The sequence below is a fragment of the Spirillospora sp. CA-294931 genome, from assembly GCF_050946795.1.
GTDB lineage: Bacteria > Actinomycetota > Actinomycetes > Streptosporangiales > Streptosporangiaceae > Spirillospora.
The window spans coordinates 5,133,214-5,149,751 of the sequence record NZ_CP192006.1; the positions used below are offsets into that span (position 1 = coordinate 5,133,214).

The following is a 16,538-nucleotide window of genomic DNA, read 5'->3' on the forward strand; positions in this document are numbered from 1 at the left end:
CCCTGCCTAGCGTGGTGATCCATGAGAACAGGACCCCTCGGTGTCATCTTGCTCACCACCGGGCTCGCATTCACATCGTCCACCGCGGCCGTCGCCGCCGCCCCCGGCGAGACCTCCCTCGGGCGGGGCTCGATCGTGTCGGTGAAGCGGGTCGCGCGCATGTCGGCCGTCCAGGTCGAACGGTACCTCGCGGCCGACCACCCGAACTTCGCGTCCCCCCGTCCGCGCCACGGCGTGGACACCTACCAGGTCGTCTACCGGACCCTCACGCCGCGGGGCCGTCCCACGACGGCGAGCGGCGTCGTGTCGCTCCCCCGGACCTCGGGACGGCTGCGCGCGGTCAGCTACGCCCACGGGACGCACGCCTCCCGGAACATCGCGGGCTCCGTCGACCCCGTAGGCCAGTCGCGCGTGGTGTCGATCTACTACGCCGGAGCCAGGTTCGCCGGGGTCGCGCCCGACTACCTGGGCCTGGGGCTCGGACCGGGCTTCCATCCCTACATGCACGCGGCGTCGGAGGCGGGGGCCTCCCTCGACCTGCTGCGCGCCGCCCGCACCCTCGCGCGCGGCCGGCTGGACGAGCGTGTCCTGGTGACGGGATTCTCCCAGGGCGGCCAGGCGGCGATGGCACTGGGCCGCGAGCTGCAGCGCGGCGCCGACCCCCGGCTGCGCCTCGGCGCGCTCGCGCCGATCAGCGGCCCCTACGACATCCGGCACGCCCAGCTCCCGGCGTCGTTCGACGAGGACGGCCACCTGAAGCCCGAGTACTCGGTGTTCTACCTGGCCTACGTGATCGTCGCGTGGAACCGCCTCTTCCGCCTGTACGGTTCGCCGTCCGAGGCGTTCCAGGCCCCCTACGACCGGCGGGTCGAGCGGCTCTTCGACGGCCACCACGACGACTTCGAGGAGATCGCCCGGGAGCTTCCGCGGCGGCTCGGCGACCTGCTCACCCCGCGCTTCGCGCGGTGGCTCCGGCATCCCTCGGGGGCGATGCTGGAGGCACTGCGCGCGGCGGACGGCACCTGCGACTGGACGCCCCGCGCCCCCGTCCGCGTCTACGCGGCCAGGGGCGACGAGCAGGTCGCCTTCGCCAACACCCGTTCCTGCCTGGAGCGGCTCCGCTCGCACGGAGCCGCCCCCTCACTGGTCGACTACGGCCCCGGGACCGACCACTTCACCACCCTCTTCCGCGGCGTGCCCGACACCCTGCGCTGGTTCCAGCGCGTCGGCTAGAGCGGATCGATCTCGGTCAGGCCCTCCTCCCGGTCGATCCCCAGCCAGCGGGTGATGCCCAGCGTCCGCAGGAACGGCACGTCGTGGCTGACCACGACGAGCGCGCCCCGGTAGGACTCCAGGGCCTGGCCGAGCTGCCGGGCGCTGGCCAGGTCGAGGTTGTTGGTCGGCTCGTCCAGCAGCAGCAGCTGCGGGGCGGGCTCGGCCAGCATCAGCGCCGCCAGCACGGCGCGGAACCGCTCGCCGCCCGACAGCGTCCCGGCCGGACGCTCGGCGCGGGCGCCGCGGAACAGGAACCGCGCCAGCCCGGCCCGCACCACGTTCACCGACGCCGACGGCGCGTGGACGCGCACGTTGTCGATGACGCTGAGCGAGTCGTCCAGGACGTCCAGGCGCTGCGGCAGGTAGCGGACGCCGTCCACCCCCGCCTTGACCTCCATCCCTTCGGGGACCCGTTCCCCGACGAGCGCGCGGAGCAGGGTCGTCTTGCCCGAGCCGTTGGGGCCGACCAGCGCGATCCGCTCGGGACCCTTGATGATCAGCCGCTCCAGCGGGCCGTCCAGCCCGCTCGCGGTCAGCACCGTCCGCCCGGCCGGGACCTCGGTGGCGGGCAGGGCGACGCGGATCTCGGCGTCGTCCCGGAGCGCCTCCTCGGCCTCGGCCAGCCGCTCCCTGGCGTCGGCGAGCCGCTCCTCGTGCAGGATGCGGTGCTTGCCCGCCGACACCTCCGCCTGGCGCTTGCGCGCCCCCATCACGATCTTGGGTTCACGCTTGCTGTCGTTCATCTTCTGGCCGTACCTGGCGCGGCGGGCCAGCTTGACGTGCGCCTCCGCCAGCTCGCGCTTCTGCTTCTTCATGTCGGCCTCGGCGGCGCGGACCGTCCGCTCGGCGGCCTCCTGCTCGACGGCGAGGGCCTGCTCGTACTCGCTCAGGTTGCCGCCGAACATCCGGACGCCGCCCTCGCGCAGGTCGGCGATCTCGTCGACCAGGTCGAGCAGCGCGCGGTCGTGGCTGACCACCACCAGAACGCCCGGGAAGGACGCGACGGCGTCGTAGAGCCGCCGCCGGGCGTCCAGGTCGAGGTTGTTGGTGGGCTCGTCGAGCAGCAGGACGTCCGGCCGGGCGACCAGAAGCGCCGCCAGGCCGACCATCACGCTCTCCCCGCCGGACAGGGTCCCGACCGTCCGGTCGAGCTCCACGCCGTCCAGGCCGAGCCGGTCGAGCTCGGCCCGGGCGCGCTCCTCGACGTCCCAGTCGTCGCCGACGGCGGCGAAGTTCTCCTCCGTCGCCTCGCCCCGCTCGATCGCGTGCAGCGCCTCGCGGGCCGGGGTGATGCCCAGCAGGTCCGAGACGGTCCTGGCCGTGCCCAGGGGAAGGTTCTGCGGCAGGTAGCCGACCTCGCCGGCCACGGTCACGGTCCCGGACGCCGGGCGCAGCTCACCGGCGATCAGCCGCAGCAGCGTCGACTTCCCGGACCCGTTCACGCCTATCAGCCCGGTGCTGCCGGAGCCGAACGCGGCGTCGAGCCCGTCCAGCACCGCCGTGCCGTCCGGCCAGCCGAAGGAGACATCGGTGATCACAATGGAATATGACATGGGGCGGTCCTCCATGACGCGTCGATAAAGATCAGGGACACGTGGAGACACCGCGGATCGCGCGACGTGCCGCGGGCATGAAAAAGCCCGGCGGAACGCGAGTCCGGTTCACTGAGGTCACGTGCGCACGCCCGAAGGGCTACCGCGCGGTGTCAACGACCTCAGTTCTTCAACAGACTCCCCAGCCGGGCGACAATGTGACCCGCCTACGTTAGCCCACCCCTTACAGCAACACAAGTAGCATTAACCACCTTCTCAGCCGGGAGCGGCACCACGCGAGGCCGAGCCGGTGCACGCCACTCGGCTCCGGGGCACCCCGGCCCAAGTCCAGGGCGCGCTCGGCGACTGCTGGCTGTCTGGGGGGTGGGACGGGGATGGGTACGGCCCCCGCCTTGGGGGCGGGGGCCGTGTGGGGTTCGGTCAGGCGGAGCGGAGTTGGGCTCCGGTTCTTTCCACGGCGGTGGCGACGGCGGCCTCGCGGGCCTCGCGGGCCTCCTCGGCGGTGAGGGTGCGGTCGGGTGCGCGCAGGCGCATGGCGTAGGCCAGGGACTTGCGGCCCTCGCCCACCTGCTCGCCGATGTAGACGTCGAAGAGGCGGATCGACTCCAGCAGGTCGCCCGCTCCGTCGCGGAGGGCGGCCTCGACCTCAGTCGCCGGGACGGACGCGTCGACGCTGAGCGCGACGTCCTGGGTGGCGACGGGGTAGCCCGACACGTGCGGGGCACGGACGGAGCCGGGGTCGCCCAGGCGGTCGAGTTCGAGCTCCATCGCGCAGGTGCGGTCGGGCAGGCCGTAGGCCTTGATGGTGCGCGGGTGGAGCTCACCGGCGTGGCCGACCAGGACGTCGCCCAGGTGCAGGGCGGCGCAGCGGCCGGGGTGCCACGGGGCGTGCCGGTCGGCGGTGACCGTCAGCTCGGCGCCCGCCTCGCGGGCGACCAGCCGGGCGGCCTCGATGGCGTCCGCCCAGGTCGCCGGGCGGCCGCCGCCCCACCAGCCGGAGCGCTCGCGCTCGCCCGCCAGGACGACGCCCACGCGGACCGGCTGGTCGGGGAGCGCGGCGTCGACCGAGGCGATCTCCTCGGGGGTCGGCCCCCGGTCGACCGCCAGCCGGGGCGCCGCCGGGGCGCCCGGGCGGGGACGGAAGACCTGGCCGATCTCGTAGAGGCCCACGTCGCCGAAGCCGCGGCCCGCGTTGCGGACCAGCGCCTTGAGCAGGCCGGGCAGCAGCGTGGTGCGCAGCAGCGGCTCGTCCTCCGACAGCGGGTTGGCCAGGCGCAGGGCCGTGCGGCGCGCGTCGTCGGACGGGAGCTGCAGCGCGTCCCAGTCCTTCTCGGCGGCGAACGGGAACGTCAGCGTCTCGACCAGACCGCTGCTCGCCAGGCCGCGGCCGACGCGGCGGCGCAGGCGCTGCCGTGCGGTGAGCCCGCGGCCGGTCGACGGCCGCGGCGGCCTGACCGGGATCTTCTCGTAACCCTCGAGCCGGATGACCTCCTCGGCCAGGTCGTTGGGGTCGGTGAGGTCGGGGCGCCAGGACGGCGGCGTCACCGTCAGCGTCCCCTCCCCCGCGACCGCGCAGCCGACCTGCCGCAGCCGCTCGGCGACCGTCTCCGGGGTGTACTCCACGCCCGCGACCTTGCCGGGGTGCCCGTCGGCCATGGTGATCTCGACGGTCGGGGCGCCGGCGTCGGCGTGGGTGACACCGGGGACGATCTCCGCCCCGCCCAGCTCGGCGAGCATCCGCGCCGCGCGGTAGGAGGCGTACAGCGGCAGCTCGCGGTCGACGCCGCGCTCGAACCGGTAGGACGCCTCGCTGTGCAGCTTGTGGCGGCGGCTCATCCGGGCCGTGCCGATGGCGTCGAAGTGCGCGGCCTCGATGACCATGTCGGTCGACTTCTCGTCGATCTCGGTGGCCAGGCCGCCCATCGTGCCCGCCATCGAGATGGGCCCGGACGCGTCGGTGATCAGGATGTCCTCGGCGTCCAGCGCGCGCCGGACGTGGTCGAGGGTCTCCAGGGTCTCGCCGGGCGCGGCGCGGCGCACGACGATCGGGCCGGTGAGCTTGTTCCGGTCGAACGCGTGCAGCGGCTGCCCGAGCTCCAGCATCAGGTAGTTGGTGACGTCGACGGCCAGCGACACCGGGCGCATCCCCGCGCGGAACAGGCGCACCTGCATCCACATCGGCGTGTGCGCGTCGGGGTCGAAGCCGCGGACCTCGCGCAGGACGAACCGGTCGCAGGCCGCCGGGTCGGCGATGCTCGCCGGATAGACCTCCTTGCGGTGGTCCCGGAGCTCGACGTCGGCGGGGTCGGTGAACGCGACGCCGTAGGCCGTGGCGGCCTCGCGGGCCACGCCGCGGATCGACAGGCAGTAGCCGCGGTCGGGCGTCACGGCGATGTCGAGGACGTCGTCGCGCAGGCCGAGCCACTCGATCGCGTCCGTGCCGACCGGGCTGTCGGACGGCAGCACCAGGATGCCGCTGTGGTCGTCGCCGATGCCCAGCTCGGTGACCGAGCAGATCATGCCCTCCGACACCCGGCCGTAGGTCTTGCGGGCGCCGATCTTGAAGCCGCCGGGCAGCTCGCCGCCGGGCAGGATCACCACCACGCGGTCGCCGACGGCGAAGTTGGCGGCACCGCAGATGATGTTCTGCGGCTCGCCGGTGCCGTTGGCCTGGCCGACGTCGACCTGGCAGTAGCGGATCGGCTTCTTGAACTCGGTGAGCTCCTCGATGGCCAGCACCCGGCCGATCACCAGTGGCCCGACGACGTCGATGCCGGCCTGCTCGACCGTCTCGACCTCCAGCCCGGCGTCGATCAGCTTGGCCGCCAGGGCGCGGCCGGTGACCTCGGCGGGGAGTTCGGCGTACTCCCGCAGCCAGGAGAGCGGGACCCGCATCAGATCTCCATCCCGAACGGAAGGGTGAAGCGCACGTCGCCCTCCACCATGTCGTGCATGTCCTCGACGCCGTGGCGGAACATCAGCGTCCGCTCCACGCCCAGCCCGAACGCCCAGCCGCTGTAGCGGTCGGGGTCGATGCCGCAGGCGACCAGCACCCGGGGGTTGACCATGCCGCAGCCGCCCAGCTCGATCCAGCCCTCCGAGCCGCAGGTGCGGCAGTGCGGCGTGCCGCGCTCGACCGAGGTGCCCCGGCACACGAAGCACTGCATGTCGACCTCGGCCGACGGCTCGGTGAACGGGAAGTAGGACGGGCGCATCCGCGTGTGCAGGCCCTCGCCGAACATGCCGTTCACGAAGGCCTCGATGCCGCCGCGCAGGTCGGCCATCGTCAGGCCCTCGTCGACCGCCAGGCCCTCCAGCTGGTGGAAGACCGGGCTGTGCGTGGCGTCCAGCTCGTCGGTGCGGTAGGTCTTGCCGGGCACCACGACGTACACCGGAAGCTCGCGGGTCAGCAGCGAGCGGATCTGCACCGGCGAGGTGTGCGTGCGCATCACCAGGCCCGTCTCCTCCGACTCGACGAAGAAGGTGTCCTGCATGGTGCGGGCCGGGTGGTCGGGCGTGAAGTTGAGCGCGTCGAAATTGAACCACTCGGCCTCGACCTCGGGGCCCTCGGCCACCTCGAAGCCCATGGAGACGAAGACGTCGGCCATGCGCTCCTGGATCGTGGTCAGCGGGTGCCGGGCGCCGCGCGGCGCGCGGTCCCACGGCAGCGTGACGTCGACGGTCTCCTCGACCAGGACGCGCTGGTCGCGTTCCTCTTCCAGCTCGGCCTGGCGGGTCTTGAGCGCCTGGGAGACCGCGCCGCGCGCGGCGCCGATGCGCTTGCCGGCCTCGGCGCGGGCCGCCGGGGGCAGCGCGCCGATCTCGCGGTTGGCCAGGGCGAGCGCGGAACGGTCGCCGGCGTGGGCCAGGCGGACCTGCTTCAGCTCGTCCAGTCCGGACGCCGCGGCGATGGCCGCGAGGGCCTCGTCACGGGCCCGGTCGAGCTCTTCGGGCTGCAACGCGGACACCTCGACGGGGTCATAGGGCTTATTGGGTGCAGACATGGTGGTGACAACTCCGGTCGTCGTGGATCGTCCGCAGTCTATGGGGCGGGCGCGGAAGATCCCGAAACAACGGGCCGCGCGCGCCGCCGACGGCGGGAGGGTGCCGGGGTGATGGCCCGCGCGACGGTCAGGAGGCGTAGTCCGGAGCGCCGGCGGGCACGGTAAATCGGAACTCGGCGCCGCCCTCGGGGCCGCGCCGGACGGTGATGGCGCCGCCGTGGGCCTCGACCAGGCCCTTGACGATGTAGAGACCGAGACCGGTACCGCCCCTGCGGTTGCCCCCGGGGCCGCGCCAGAACTGCCGGAAGACGCGCTGGGCGGCCTCGGGCGGTATGCCCTCGCCCTCGTCGCGCACCGTCACGGCGGCTCCCTCCTTGTGCGCGTCCGGCTCCACCACAATGGTGACAGTGCCGGCGCCGTGCCGCACGGCGTTTTCGACGAGGTTGCCCAGGATCTGGTCGACCTTGTCGGGGTCGAGCCACATCTCGGGCAGCTCGCCGCGCGCCTCGAAGCGGAAGCGGTCTTCGGGGTCGCCCGCGGCGACGCGTCCCGCGATGACCTTGCGGGCCTCCCCCGCCAGATCGACGACCTGGCGGTGCATCTCCAGCCGTCCCGCCTCGATGCGCGAGACGTCGAGCAGCTCGGTGATCAGCCGGGTGACGCGGTCGGCGTCGGCGTTGACCGTCTCCAGCATGACCCGCTTCTGGTCGTCGTTGAAGCGGGTCCACTTGGCCAGCAGCGTGGCGGTGAAGCCCTTGACGCTGGTCAGCGGCGAGCGCAGCTCGTGCGCGACGGTGGAGACCAGGTCGGCGCGGTCGCGCTCCTGGCGGGCGCGGTGGGCGGCGTCGCGCAGGCAGACGCTGAAGCGCTCGACGCGGCCCTCGGCGTCGCGGCGGTAGCCCGCGGTCACCAGCAGCTCGTGGCCGTCGGCGAGGAAGAGGGAGCGTTCGGGGTGACGGGTGCGGATGGTCAGGCCCTCGTAGGGCGACAGGCACTTCCACCAGTCGCGGCCCTCGGCGTCGTGCAGGGGCAGGACGTCCCTGAAGTCGCGGCCGAGCGCGGCGGAGGCGGCGATGCCGGTCATGCGCCGGGCGGCGGAGTTGAACACCACGACGCGCCCGTCGCGGTCGGCCACCAGGAGACCGTCGGGCAGATCATCGGCGGGGTCGTCGTCGGACGGCACGCGTTCGGGCACGTGCGGGGAGTGCTCTCCACCCACAACGGCCTCCAGAACACCGGTCGGAACGCGGCCCTGTCGAGAGATGACTCTATCCGGATTCGGTCACCCCGCGGGACCCGGGAAACCCCCCGCGGCAAGGCAGGTGTGGCCCGCGGGAGGGGGTGCGGGCCCGTGACCTGCGACGGCGCGGAGAGCGTGTCAGCGGCGTCAGCCGCGCGGGAAGGTCGCCGAGGAGTCTTCCTCGGCGACGGCGTCCTCGACGGTGCCGTAGAGGGCGAACAGGCGGTGCAGGCGCGTGATGCGCAGCAGGCGGCGCTGGGCGGCGCGGACGCGGGCCAGCCGGATCTCGCCGCCGCGCTCGGAGATGCGGTTGTGCACCGCGACCAGGGCGCCCAGCCCGCTGGCGTCGCAGAACAGGACCTCGCCGAAGTCGACGACCAGCCGGCGGAATCCCGACCCGTGCAGCTCGACCAGCCGGTCGCGCAGGGCGTCGGCCGAGCGCAGGTCGATCTCGCCCGCGAGGGTCACGACGACCGTCTCGCCGTGGGCGGCGCCGACGGTGATCTCCAGCTCGGGGAGCACGCCGGGGGCCTCCCTTCCCTCGGCGGGCCGGAGCGCGCCGGACCGGCAGCGGATCTCAAGGCTCCGCCTTCCCGGTCTCCGGAACGTCCGGTCGTCGTCGGTCATCATCGAAAAGCCCCCAACTCTGAACGGCGTCATCGCCGTTTCTGACACCACGGTAGGCACCCCTCATGGATGCGCGAATCCATCGCCCGGCTGGTATCTCGCTCCTACCTGCGAACGAGCCCGTCCCGGCGCCGACGCCATCGGACGGCTTCCGACAGGCACCATCTTCCCAGGTCAAGAATCAAGAAAGGCCGCCACCGACGACCATTAGCGGCCACCCCGGTAACAAACCGGAAGAGCCACCGCCATCTCTTCAGTCAAACTCATACATCTCACGGCCTAGGCCGTACATCTCCCGGCCGAAGCCACCTCGCGCCGAGCCTGGCCCGCACGATTGCGTTAATGAGCGGGAAGCAAGCCGAAGGCGAAGCCTCCCCGGCGAGATCGCGAAGCGGGCCAGAATTAGATCGACAACGCCCGGGCGGAGGCGTAGAGACATACGGCCGCCGCGGTGGCCAGGTTCAGGCTCTCGGCGCGGCCGTGGATCGGGACGCGCACGACCTCGTCGACCTGCCGGAGGATCTCGTCGGGCAGGCCCCATGCCTCGTTGCCGAAGACCCACGCGGTGGGACGGGCCAGCAGCCCGCCGTCGATGGCGTGGTCGAGGGTCCGCTCGCCCGCGCCGTCGGCCGCCAGGACCGTCAGGCCGGACGCCTTCAGCTCGGGGACCAGCTCGTCGAACCTCGGGCCGGTCACGACCGGGAGGTGGAACAGGCTGCCCGCCGAGGCCCGGACGCACTTGCCGTTGTACGGGTCGACCGAGGCGTCGGTGAACACCACCGCGTCGGACCCGGCCGCGTCGGCCGTGCGCAGGACCGTCCCGGCGTTGCCGGGGTCGCGGACGTGCGCCAGGACCGTCACCAGCCGGGTGCCGGGCGCGAGCGCCTCGGCCAGGGGGACGTCGATCAGCGAGCAGACCGCCAGCAGCCCCTGGGGGGTGACGGTCTGCGCCAGGTCGGCCATCACCTCGCCGCTGACGCGCAGGACCGGGACGCCCGCCCGGTCGGCGGCGGTCACCAGCTCCGGGTGGCGGGACTCGGCCTCGGCCGTGGCGAACAGCTCGGTGAGGCGGCCCGGGACCTCCAGGGCCTCCCGCACCGCCTGCGGGCCTTCGGCGAGGAACAGCCGCTCGCGGCGGCGGAACGCGCGCTTGGCGAGCCGCCGAGCCGCCTTCACCCGAGGTGATCGGAGCGAGGTCAGCTCAAGGCCCGCCATACGCGCTTCCGTCCGCTGCCGCCGTGACCGTTCTCAGGCCGCCTCACTGCCCTCGGCGGGCAGGGCGTCCTTGGCCACGGCCACCAGGGCGGCGAAGGCGGGGGCGTCGTTGACGGCCAGCTCTGCCAGCATGCGACGGTCGACCTCGACCTCGGCGGCCTTGAGGCCCTGGATGAACCGGTTGTAGGTCATGCCGTTGGCGCGGGCCGCGGCGTTGATCCGCTGGATCCACAGGCGGCGGAACTGGCCCTTGCGGTCCTTGCGGTCACGGAACGCGTAGGTCATGGAGTGGAGCTGCTGCTCCTTGGCCTTGCGGTACAGGCGCGACCTCTGGCCGCGGTAGCCGCTCGACCGCTCCAGGACGACCCGACGCTTCTTGGCGGAATTGACCGCCCGCTTCACGCGTGCCACGTTTCGAACTCCTTCGTGGGGGCCGGGGCCTCGGGCCTCGGCCGGTCGTACGGACTGCTGGTCTGAGGGCTACTTACTTGCGCAGCAGCTTCTTGATGTTCTTGGCGTCGGCGGGGTGCACGACGGCCGGGCCGTCCAGGCGGCGGGTGCGCTTGGTGGGCTTGTGCTCAAGAAGGTGGTTCTTGTTGGCGCGGCGGCGCATCACCTTGCCGGAGCCGGTCAGCTTGAAGCGCTTCTTGGCCCCGCTGTGGGTCTTGGTCTTCGGCATGGCGCCGTCGTCTCCCTCGTCGTCGTGCCCCCGCGCAGGGGGGCGCGCCTGATCGGACGCATCACACGCGTTCGCGGGACGCGCCTGGTCAGGCTCATCAATGTACGTGCGTCTCAACCCTGCCGGGGCAGGGTTTCGGCCGGGGCGGTCGTGACGGCCGCCCCGCCGACCCGGTCCGTCAGGCGGTGTCGGGGCCGGACTCCTGCGAGCGGGCGGCTGCCGCGCGCTCGGCCTTGGCCTCCGCCTTCTTCTTGTGCGGACCGATCACCATGATCATATTCCGGCCGTCCTGCTTGGGCCGCGACTCGACGAAGCCGAGGTCCTCGACGTCGTCGGCGAGCCGCTGCAGCAGCCGGAAGCCCAGCTCGGGGCGGGACTGCTCACGACCGCGGAACATGATCGTGACCTTGACCTTGTCGCCGGCCTTGAGGAACCGCACCACGTGACCCTTCTTGGTCTCGTAGTCGTGCGGGTCGATCTTCGGCCGGAGCTTGATCTCCTTGATGACCGTGTGCGCCTGGTTCTTCCGCGCCTCACGCGCCTTCATCGCGGACTCGTACTTGAACTTGCCGTAGTCCATGAGCTTCGCGACGGGCGGGCGCGCGGTGGGCGCGACCTCGACCAGGTCCAGGTCCGACTCACGCGCGAGCTCAAGAGCCTTGGCGATGGGCACGATGCCCACCTGTTCGCCGTTCGGGCCGACGAGCCGGACCTCGGGCACGCGAATGCGGTCGTTGATACGCGGTTCGGCGCTGATGGGACCTCCTATGGGCGGGCCGTTACTCAAGTCTCTGACCGGTCGTACCCCGGGCCTTTCACGCGAAAAGCCCCGCACGACTCGCATGCGGGGCCACCTTCGGTCGCCCGGCGTCATCGACGCCGAGGACACCGGCGGCACGAGCGTCAGGACGCCCGTCCGCCGGACCGAGACCCACCGGCTGCGAGCCGGTCAGGTGGGAGGTGGCCTCCGCTTGAGCGCCCGGCGCGGCGAGCCGCATGGCTCGATCGCACAAGGCCGGTCAGCTCTAAAGACTATCACCTGTTCAGCCCTTGCGCAGACGCCGCGCCCGGCGCCCGCCGGTCAGGACGATCAGGCCGTCGCCCGCCGCGAACGTCAGCGGCTGCGACTTGTCGGGATTGACCACGACCCCGGCGTTGGGGGCCAGCGGCTCCCTCGCCCCGACACGGTAGCCGATGGCGACGTCGCCGCGGCGCCGCGCGGCCTCGATCACGGTGTGGAAGTCGATCTCGATCCCGGGCCTGACGTACCCGGTGGCCTTCCTGACGTGCAGTTCCGTTCCCGAGGGCGCGAAGAGCCCGGCCAGGTTCGGGTTCGCCGCCAGGCGCCCGAGGAGGCCGCCCAGCAGCCCGTCGCTGACGAGGAAGTCGTCGGCGCCGCGCTCGCCCGGACGCTCGGGGACGGCCTCACCGGGCACCTCGCCCACGATGGCGAACGTCCGGCCGCTCTCGGCGCGGATCCGGCGCAGGCGGCGCAGCGTGGCGCGGGTCCCCTCGCCGTCGCGGTCGCCGTGGCACAGGACGATCACGCCGTCGTAGGTCGCGGGTTCCATCGACTCCAGGGAGGTCAGGCCCCTGGTGTCGCCGAGTGAGAAGCGCATGTCCAGGCGTTCGAGCCCCGCGGTGACCAGGCTCAGGTCCGACTCGGCCCCGGCGACCACGTCCAGCCGCGACCCCGGGACGACGTGCGCGTCAAGCCAGCGGACCACGGCGGGGGCGCGCAGGTTCCAGCCGAGCATGAGGGTGCGGGACGGGCGCCGCGAACCCGCCGGAAGCGGCTGGACGGCCTCCTCGACGATCTCGCCCGTCCAGCCGCCGGGCCCGAAGCCGCCGCCGTCGGGCAGGAGCGCCACCAGGGCGTCGTCGCGTCCGAGGACGGTGTTCATCCGGGGACGCAGGACGGCGTCGCCGTCTCCGGGAGCCAGGCCGATCACCGACGCGGTGGGCGAGGCGTGCAGGGCCTCGGCGAAGGTCCGGCCTTCGAGGGACGGCTCGTCCCGGACGCGCAGGCGCGCTCCCCCGGTCTCGGCCAGGTCGTGGCAGGCGACCGGCAGGCCGGGCTCGCGGCAGGTCTGCGCGATCAGCCCTCCGGCCAGCTCGTCGGCGCCCACCGGGAGGCGCGCGACGTCGGGCGCCTGGCCGGGCCTGCGGCGCGGCACGGGAATCCACATGGGCCCTCCCTCCGAGAACGTCCTGTACCGATCATGGCGCCTCAAGATCAATAGCAGCCCCACCCGAAGGTCAATGTTCCGGGCGCCGGTGGCAATGTATAGATCATCGGTATATAAAGACCTCATGAGCAAGCCGATGCAGGAACCGACCTTCCTGATCCTCACCGCGCTCGCCGACGAGGCCAGGCACGGCTACGGGATCATCACCGAGGTCGAGCAGATCTCCGGCGGCCGCGTGCGCCTGCGCGCGGGCACCCTCTACGCGGCGCTCGACCGGCTCCAGGGCGACGGGCTCATCGCGACCGACCGCGAGGAGGTCGTGGAGGGGCGGCTGCGCCGCTACTACACCCTCACCGCGCACGGCGCCGAGCGCCTGGCCACCGAGGTCGAGCGCATCCGCGCCCGCGCCGACGCCGCCGCGCGCCGCCTCCGCACCCGTCCCGGCTTCGCCTCCCCCCGCCTGACTCTCCGAGAGGACCTTCCTTGAGCAGCCTTGAAGACCGCTATCGGCGGCTCGTGCGCTGGTACCCGGCCGACCACCGGCGCGACCACGAGGACGAGATGGTCGGCGTCCTGCTCACCGCGGCCGGGCCCGGCCGCGAGCGCCCGTCGCCCCGCGAGACCGCCGACTTGATGCGCGGCGCCGTCCGGCTCCACCTCCGCCGCGCACGCGGGGGCTGGGGAGACGCCGTCGCCCTGGTCGCCGTGCTCTCGGCCGCCATGATCGCCGCGTGGCTGCCGATCTTCCTGGTGGGACTGTCGCCGCTGGCCTCCTACGACCGGCCCGACAGTGTTCTCCTCGCCGGGGCGGGCTCGGTCATCGTGGCGGCGGCCTGGTTCGGGAGAGGGAAGAAGGCCGTCGCCGCCGTCTGGTCCGCCCTGGCACTCACCGTCGCCACGCAGCTCTACCTGCTGTTCTATCCCCACTCCTACTTCATCATGCAGCCCGTGCTCACCGCCGCGATGATCGTCGTCCTGCCCGCGGTGTGCGCGGTCGCGGTGTCGTTCCCCGGCGCCCTCGACCGTGGCCGCGCGCTGGCCGGACGCCCGCGTCTCCTCCGCTTCTGGCTGTCGATGGCCCTGCTGCCCGTGCTGCTCACCCTGCAGCCGACGGTCGCCGTCTCGATCCCGGCGTTCTGGGCCGGGCGCGCCATGGGCCACCCGACCGCGCGAAGGGCCGCGCTGCTGCTCGCCGTCCCCGGGCTCATCAGCGTCGGGTTCCCCCAGCCCTTCCTCGCACCCAGAACCTTCCTGCTGTGGGACCCATTCTTCCTGGTTCCGATGGCGATCCAGCTGCTGGCGCCGACCGCGGTGTTCGCCCTGACCGCCGCCGCGACCGTCGCCCGGACGCGGAAGGGGACGGCCGTCCCGGCGTCCTGAAAGGTGAGGGTGATGTCCCCGCCGGGGTCTCGGTGGCCGCGGCGGGGCTTGCTACGGTGGTTCCAGCACGGACCGCCGGGGTCGGTGGCACGGAAAGATTCCCCGCGATGCCCGTTTTCAGAACCGGCACGTCGACCGTTACCCCTCCGCGCTCGCCGCGGATCAGGCTGGAGTTCGCGCAGAAGGCGTTCATCCTCGACGCGGGCCGCCTGCTCCTGGTGCGCAAGGCCGCGTCCGACCCCCACCACCCGGGCCGCTGGGAAGTCCCGGGCGGGCGCCTCGAGGTGGCCGACGACCTCGACCTGGACGACCACATCCGGCGCGAGGTCTGGGAGGAGGTCGGCCTCAAGATCGACCCGGGTCCGCCGTTCCACCAGTGGCAGTGGTTCATGCCCGACCGGGCCGCGGGCGCCGGTCACCAGATCAGGGTGGTGGCGACCGCGCGGCTGTGCCGTCCGGTCACCCGCGAGCTGAGCGTGGAGTACCAGACGCCGACCGACCATCTGACCGATCCGACGTGGGTCCCGCTGGAGCGGGCCGCCTCCTTCGACCTCATCCCGAGCCTGCGCCCGGTCATGCGGGCCTTCCTGCGCATGCACCCGACGGCGGGGTGAGCCGCGCGCCATGAGCACCGCCAGAGCGCCGGTCCGCCCGCCGGTGCTGTGGCCCGGTCTGGACGGCGCCGAGCGGCGGCGCTTCCGCCTGGTGGTGATGGGCGACGTCCGGATCGAGGTGCGCGCGCCGCTGCCGGGCGTCCGGTTCACCGAGCTGACCTCCGATCGCCTCACCTACGCCCCGGCGCGGGCCCTGGTCGCCGGGACGGCGGTCAACCTGGCGCGGCGCGCGACCGGCTACTTCCGCCGGGTCGCGGTCCTGGGCAGGATCGGCGACGACGACTTCACCCCGGTGGTCCGCCGGGAGCTGCGCCGGATGGGCGTGCGCGACCTGCTCGGCGTCGAGCCGGGCGCCGCCAACGGCATCACGGTCATGCTGCGCGACCGGGGAGACGAGGACGGCCCCGCGGGCGTGCGCCTGCTGGTCGCCGAGGAGCACGCGCCGGACCGGCGGCTGGGCGAGCCCGACGTGCGCCGCGCGGCGCGCGAGATCCGGCGGGCCGACGTCCTGTTCGCCGACGGGTACGCGCTGCTGTCGCCGGTCTCGCGCGCCGCGGTGCGGGCGGCGATCTCGATGGCGCGCGAGAACGGGACGCTGGTCGCCTTCGACCTCGTCCCGCACGACGTCGACCAGCGGCTGACCGCGGCCGAGGTGCTGCCGATCCTGGAGCTGGCCGACGTGGTCATCTCCGAGGCCCCGACACTGGCCCGCCTCCTGGACCGTCCCGCGCCGGACGACACGGCCGGGGTGCGCGAGCTGCTGCCCACGCTCGACCGGGTGGTGTCGGCGCGTCCGCTGTGGCTGCTGCGGTACGGCGGGACGTCGCTGGAGCACGTGGTCGCGCACCTGCGCGAGCGGTTCCTGCTGGAGTACCCGACCGGCTACGAGCCCGGAGTCGAGCGCACCGGGTTCGGCGACCGGCTGGCCTGCGGCGAGCTCTACTGGTGGCTGTCGACCCGGCCGTCGGCCTGACCCTGGCGCAGGGCCAGCAGCGTGCGCATGAACCGGGCGCGGCTGCCGGGCAGGCCGAACGTCTCCTGCCACCGCCACGGGACGCCGGGCTCATGCCCCAGCGCGACGGACACGGCCCAGCGGAGGAACTGGCTCGGCACGCCGTCCCCGGGATACACCATGGGGACGCCCTCCTCTTCGACGAGGAGGTAGGAGCGGCCGTCCCGTATGCGCGCGCGCAGGGCGTCCAGCGTCGCCGGGACGCCCCGCAGCCCGCGCTCCTCCAGCACCGCGCGCACACCGGCGGTGATGGGCAGCAGGTGCCAGTGGGCGTGGTCGATGCACGCGCCGCCGCCCTGGGACGTCCCGGGCCCGTGCTCCAGCATGATCAGGTCGGGGCTCCCGTAAGCCGCGCGGTACATCCGCGCGACCCGGTCGCGCCAGGCCCACGCGCGCCGCCACAGGCGGCCGTCGAACGCCCCCGCGCACTGGCTGTGCCGCGCGGTCACCAGCAGCACGTGCCCCTCGACGAGCGGCGCGAGGTCCGGCATGAGGAAGAAGTCGCCGTCGGCCGCCAGCACCGTCGGCTCCCCCGGCAGGCCCGCCATCGCGTTGAACCGGAACCGCAATGGCGGACACAGCACGCAGTCCGGCATCACGTCCTCTCGCACCATCTGCTCCGACATCGGCACCTCCCACGGGGACGGCGGACCTCCCGGTCACCCGCCGGGAGGGAACCCTTACCTGGGGGGTGCCCGCACAGCCGCGCCGATCTGTACGGCGGTGGATAGAGCCCCGGAACACAGGGGG

The 16,538-nt window shown here is 73.0% G+C and carries 16 protein-coding genes; 5 read left to right on the plus strand and 11 right to left on the minus strand.

Annotated features, from left to right (window positions below; genetic code table 11):
* Positions 1-21 precede the first annotated feature (21 nt).
* Positions 22-1,233 (plus strand): alpha/beta hydrolase family protein, encoded by a 1,212-nt coding sequence (locus ACQPY4_RS23100; RefSeq protein WP_433323891.1) that lies wholly within the window; start codon positions 22-24, stop codon positions 1,231-1,233.
* On the opposite strand, the gene ACQPY4_RS23105 is transcribed toward ACQPY4_RS23100, so the two are convergent.
* The 10 genes from ACQPY4_RS23105 to ACQPY4_RS23150 all read right to left on the minus strand — a co-directional run bounded on the left by ACQPY4_RS23105 (position 1,230) and on the right by ACQPY4_RS23150 (position 12,782).
* A complete protein-coding gene (locus ACQPY4_RS23105; protein ID WP_433323893.1) occupies positions 1,230-2,828 on the minus strand; it encodes an ABC-F family ATP-binding cassette domain-containing protein in 1,599 nt (532 codons plus the stop codon). The genes ACQPY4_RS23100 and ACQPY4_RS23105 overlap by 4 nt on opposite strands.
* 420 nt (positions 2,829-3,248) lie before the next feature.
* A complete protein-coding gene (gene pheT, locus ACQPY4_RS23110) occupies positions 3,249-5,723 on the minus strand; it encodes a phenylalanine--tRNA ligase subunit beta (RefSeq protein WP_433323895.1) in 2,475 nt (824 codons plus the stop codon).
* A complete protein-coding gene (pheS, locus tag ACQPY4_RS23115; RefSeq protein ID WP_433323897.1) occupies positions 5,723-6,832 on the minus strand; it encodes a phenylalanine--tRNA ligase subunit alpha in 1,110 nt (369 codons plus the stop codon). Before pheS ends, pheT begins: the two co-directional genes overlap by 1 nt.
* 127 nt (positions 6,833-6,959) lie before the next feature.
* Positions 6,960-8,051, minus strand: coding sequence for a sensor histidine kinase (locus ACQPY4_RS23120; RefSeq protein WP_433323899.1), 1,092 nt, complete (start codon positions 8,049-8,051; stop codon positions 6,960-6,962).
* A gap of 168 nt (positions 8,052-8,219) precedes the next feature.
* Positions 8,220-8,702: an STAS domain-containing protein gene (locus tag ACQPY4_RS23125; protein WP_433323901.1), complete on the minus strand. Its 483-nt coding sequence runs from the start codon at positions 8,700-8,702 to the stop codon at positions 8,220-8,222.
* Positions 8,703-9,101: 399 nt separating this feature from the next.
* The gene (locus ACQPY4_RS23130; RefSeq protein WP_433323903.1) at positions 9,102-9,914 is read right to left on the minus strand and encodes a TrmH family RNA methyltransferase; all 813 of its coding nucleotides are present in this window, start codon (positions 9,912-9,914) and stop codon (positions 9,102-9,104) included.
* Between the two features lie 33 nt (positions 9,915-9,947).
* Positions 9,948-10,325 (minus strand): 50S ribosomal protein L20, encoded by a 378-nt coding sequence (gene rplT / locus ACQPY4_RS23135; protein ID WP_433323905.1) that lies wholly within the window; start codon positions 10,323-10,325, stop codon positions 9,948-9,950.
* A 73-nt stretch (positions 10,326-10,398) separates the two neighbouring features.
* On the minus strand, positions 10,399-10,593 hold the full coding sequence (gene rpmI / locus ACQPY4_RS23140; protein ID WP_433323907.1) for a 50S ribosomal protein L35: 195 nt from the start codon (positions 10,591-10,593) through the stop codon (positions 10,399-10,401).
* Positions 10,594-10,771: 178 nt separating this feature from the next.
* Positions 10,772-11,437 carry a translation initiation factor IF-3 gene (infC, locus tag ACQPY4_RS23145; protein WP_433323909.1) on the minus strand — a complete coding sequence of 222 codons (666 nt, stop codon included), beginning with the start codon at positions 11,435-11,437 and terminating at the stop codon, positions 10,772-10,774.
* A gap of 199 nt (positions 11,438-11,636) precedes the next feature.
* Positions 11,637-12,782 (minus strand): CASTOR/POLLUX-related putative ion channel, encoded by a 1,146-nt coding sequence (locus tag ACQPY4_RS23150; protein WP_433323911.1) that lies wholly within the window; start codon positions 12,780-12,782, stop codon positions 11,637-11,639.
* Positions 12,783-12,906: 124 nt separating this feature from the next.
* Between ACQPY4_RS23150 and ACQPY4_RS23155 the strand changes: the two genes are divergently transcribed.
* The 4 genes from ACQPY4_RS23155 (at position 12,907) to ACQPY4_RS23170 (ending at position 15,749) form a co-directional block, all read left to right on the plus strand.
* A complete protein-coding gene (locus tag ACQPY4_RS23155) occupies positions 12,907-13,269 on the plus strand; it encodes a PadR family transcriptional regulator (RefSeq protein ID WP_433323913.1) in 363 nt (120 codons plus the stop codon).
* Positions 13,266-14,162: a hypothetical protein gene (locus tag ACQPY4_RS23160; RefSeq protein ID WP_433323915.1), complete on the plus strand. Its 897-nt coding sequence runs from the start codon at positions 13,266-13,268 to the stop codon at positions 14,160-14,162. The genes ACQPY4_RS23155 and ACQPY4_RS23160 overlap by 4 nt, the downstream gene beginning before the upstream one ends.
* A gap of 107 nt (positions 14,163-14,269) precedes the next feature.
* Entirely contained in the window at positions 14,270-14,776 is a 507-nt protein-coding gene (locus ACQPY4_RS23165) for an NUDIX domain-containing protein (protein WP_433323917.1), read from the plus strand.
* A 10-nt stretch (positions 14,777-14,786) separates the two neighbouring features.
* Positions 14,787-15,749, plus strand: coding sequence for a PfkB family carbohydrate kinase (locus ACQPY4_RS23170; RefSeq protein ID WP_433323919.1), 963 nt, complete (start codon positions 14,787-14,789; stop codon positions 15,747-15,749).
* Here ACQPY4_RS23170 and ACQPY4_RS23175 read toward each other — a convergent pair.
* Positions 15,716-16,414, minus strand: a complete 699-nt coding sequence (locus ACQPY4_RS23175) for an HIT family protein (RefSeq protein ID WP_433323921.1) — start codon at positions 16,412-16,414, stop codon at positions 15,716-15,718. The genes ACQPY4_RS23170 and ACQPY4_RS23175 overlap by 34 nt on opposite strands.
* Positions 16,415-16,538 lie beyond the last annotated feature (124 nt).

Excerpts from the sequence above, each read along its gene's own strand:
- ACQPY4_RS23100 (WP_433323891.1), top strand. The coding sequence starts at position 22 with ATGAGAACAGGACCCCTCGGTGTCATCTTGCTCACCACCGGGCTCGCA.
- ACQPY4_RS23105 (WP_433323893.1), bottom strand. The coding sequence starts at position 2,828 with ATGTCATATTCCATTGTGATCACCGATGTCTCCTTCGGCTGGCCGGAC.
- pheT (WP_433323895.1), bottom strand. The coding sequence starts at position 5,723 with ATGCGGGTCCCGCTCTCCTGGCTGCGGGAGTACGCCGAACTCCCCGCC.
- pheS (WP_433323897.1), bottom strand. The coding sequence starts at position 6,832 with ATGTCTGCACCCAATAAGCCCTATGACCCCGTCGAGGTGTCCGCGTTG.
- ACQPY4_RS23125 (WP_433323901.1), bottom strand. The coding sequence starts at position 8,702 with ATGATGACCGACGACGACCGGACGTTCCGGAGACCGGGAAGGCGGAGC.
- ACQPY4_RS23130 (WP_433323903.1), bottom strand. The coding sequence starts at position 9,914 with ATGGCGGGCCTTGAGCTGACCTCGCTCCGATCACCTCGGGTGAAGGCG.
- rpmI (WP_433323907.1), bottom strand. The coding sequence starts at position 10,593 with ATGCCGAAGACCAAGACCCACAGCGGGGCCAAGAAGCGCTTCAAGCTG.
- infC (WP_433323909.1), bottom strand. The coding sequence starts at position 11,437 with ATGCGAGTCGTGCGGGGCTTTTCGCGTGAAAGGCCCGGGGTACGACCG.
- ACQPY4_RS23150 (WP_433323911.1), bottom strand. The coding sequence starts at position 12,782 with ATGTGGATTCCCGTGCCGCGCCGCAGGCCCGGCCAGGCGCCCGACGTC.
- ACQPY4_RS23155 (WP_433323913.1), top strand. The coding sequence starts at position 12,907 with ATGAGCAAGCCGATGCAGGAACCGACCTTCCTGATCCTCACCGCGCTC.
- ACQPY4_RS23165 (WP_433323917.1), top strand. The coding sequence starts at position 14,270 with ATGCCCGTTTTCAGAACCGGCACGTCGACCGTTACCCCTCCGCGCTCG.
- ACQPY4_RS23170 (WP_433323919.1), top strand. The coding sequence starts at position 14,787 with ATGAGCACCGCCAGAGCGCCGGTCCGCCCGCCGGTGCTGTGGCCCGGT.
- ACQPY4_RS23175 (WP_433323921.1), bottom strand. The coding sequence starts at position 16,414 with ATGTCGGAGCAGATGGTGCGAGAGGACGTGATGCCGGACTGCGTGCTG.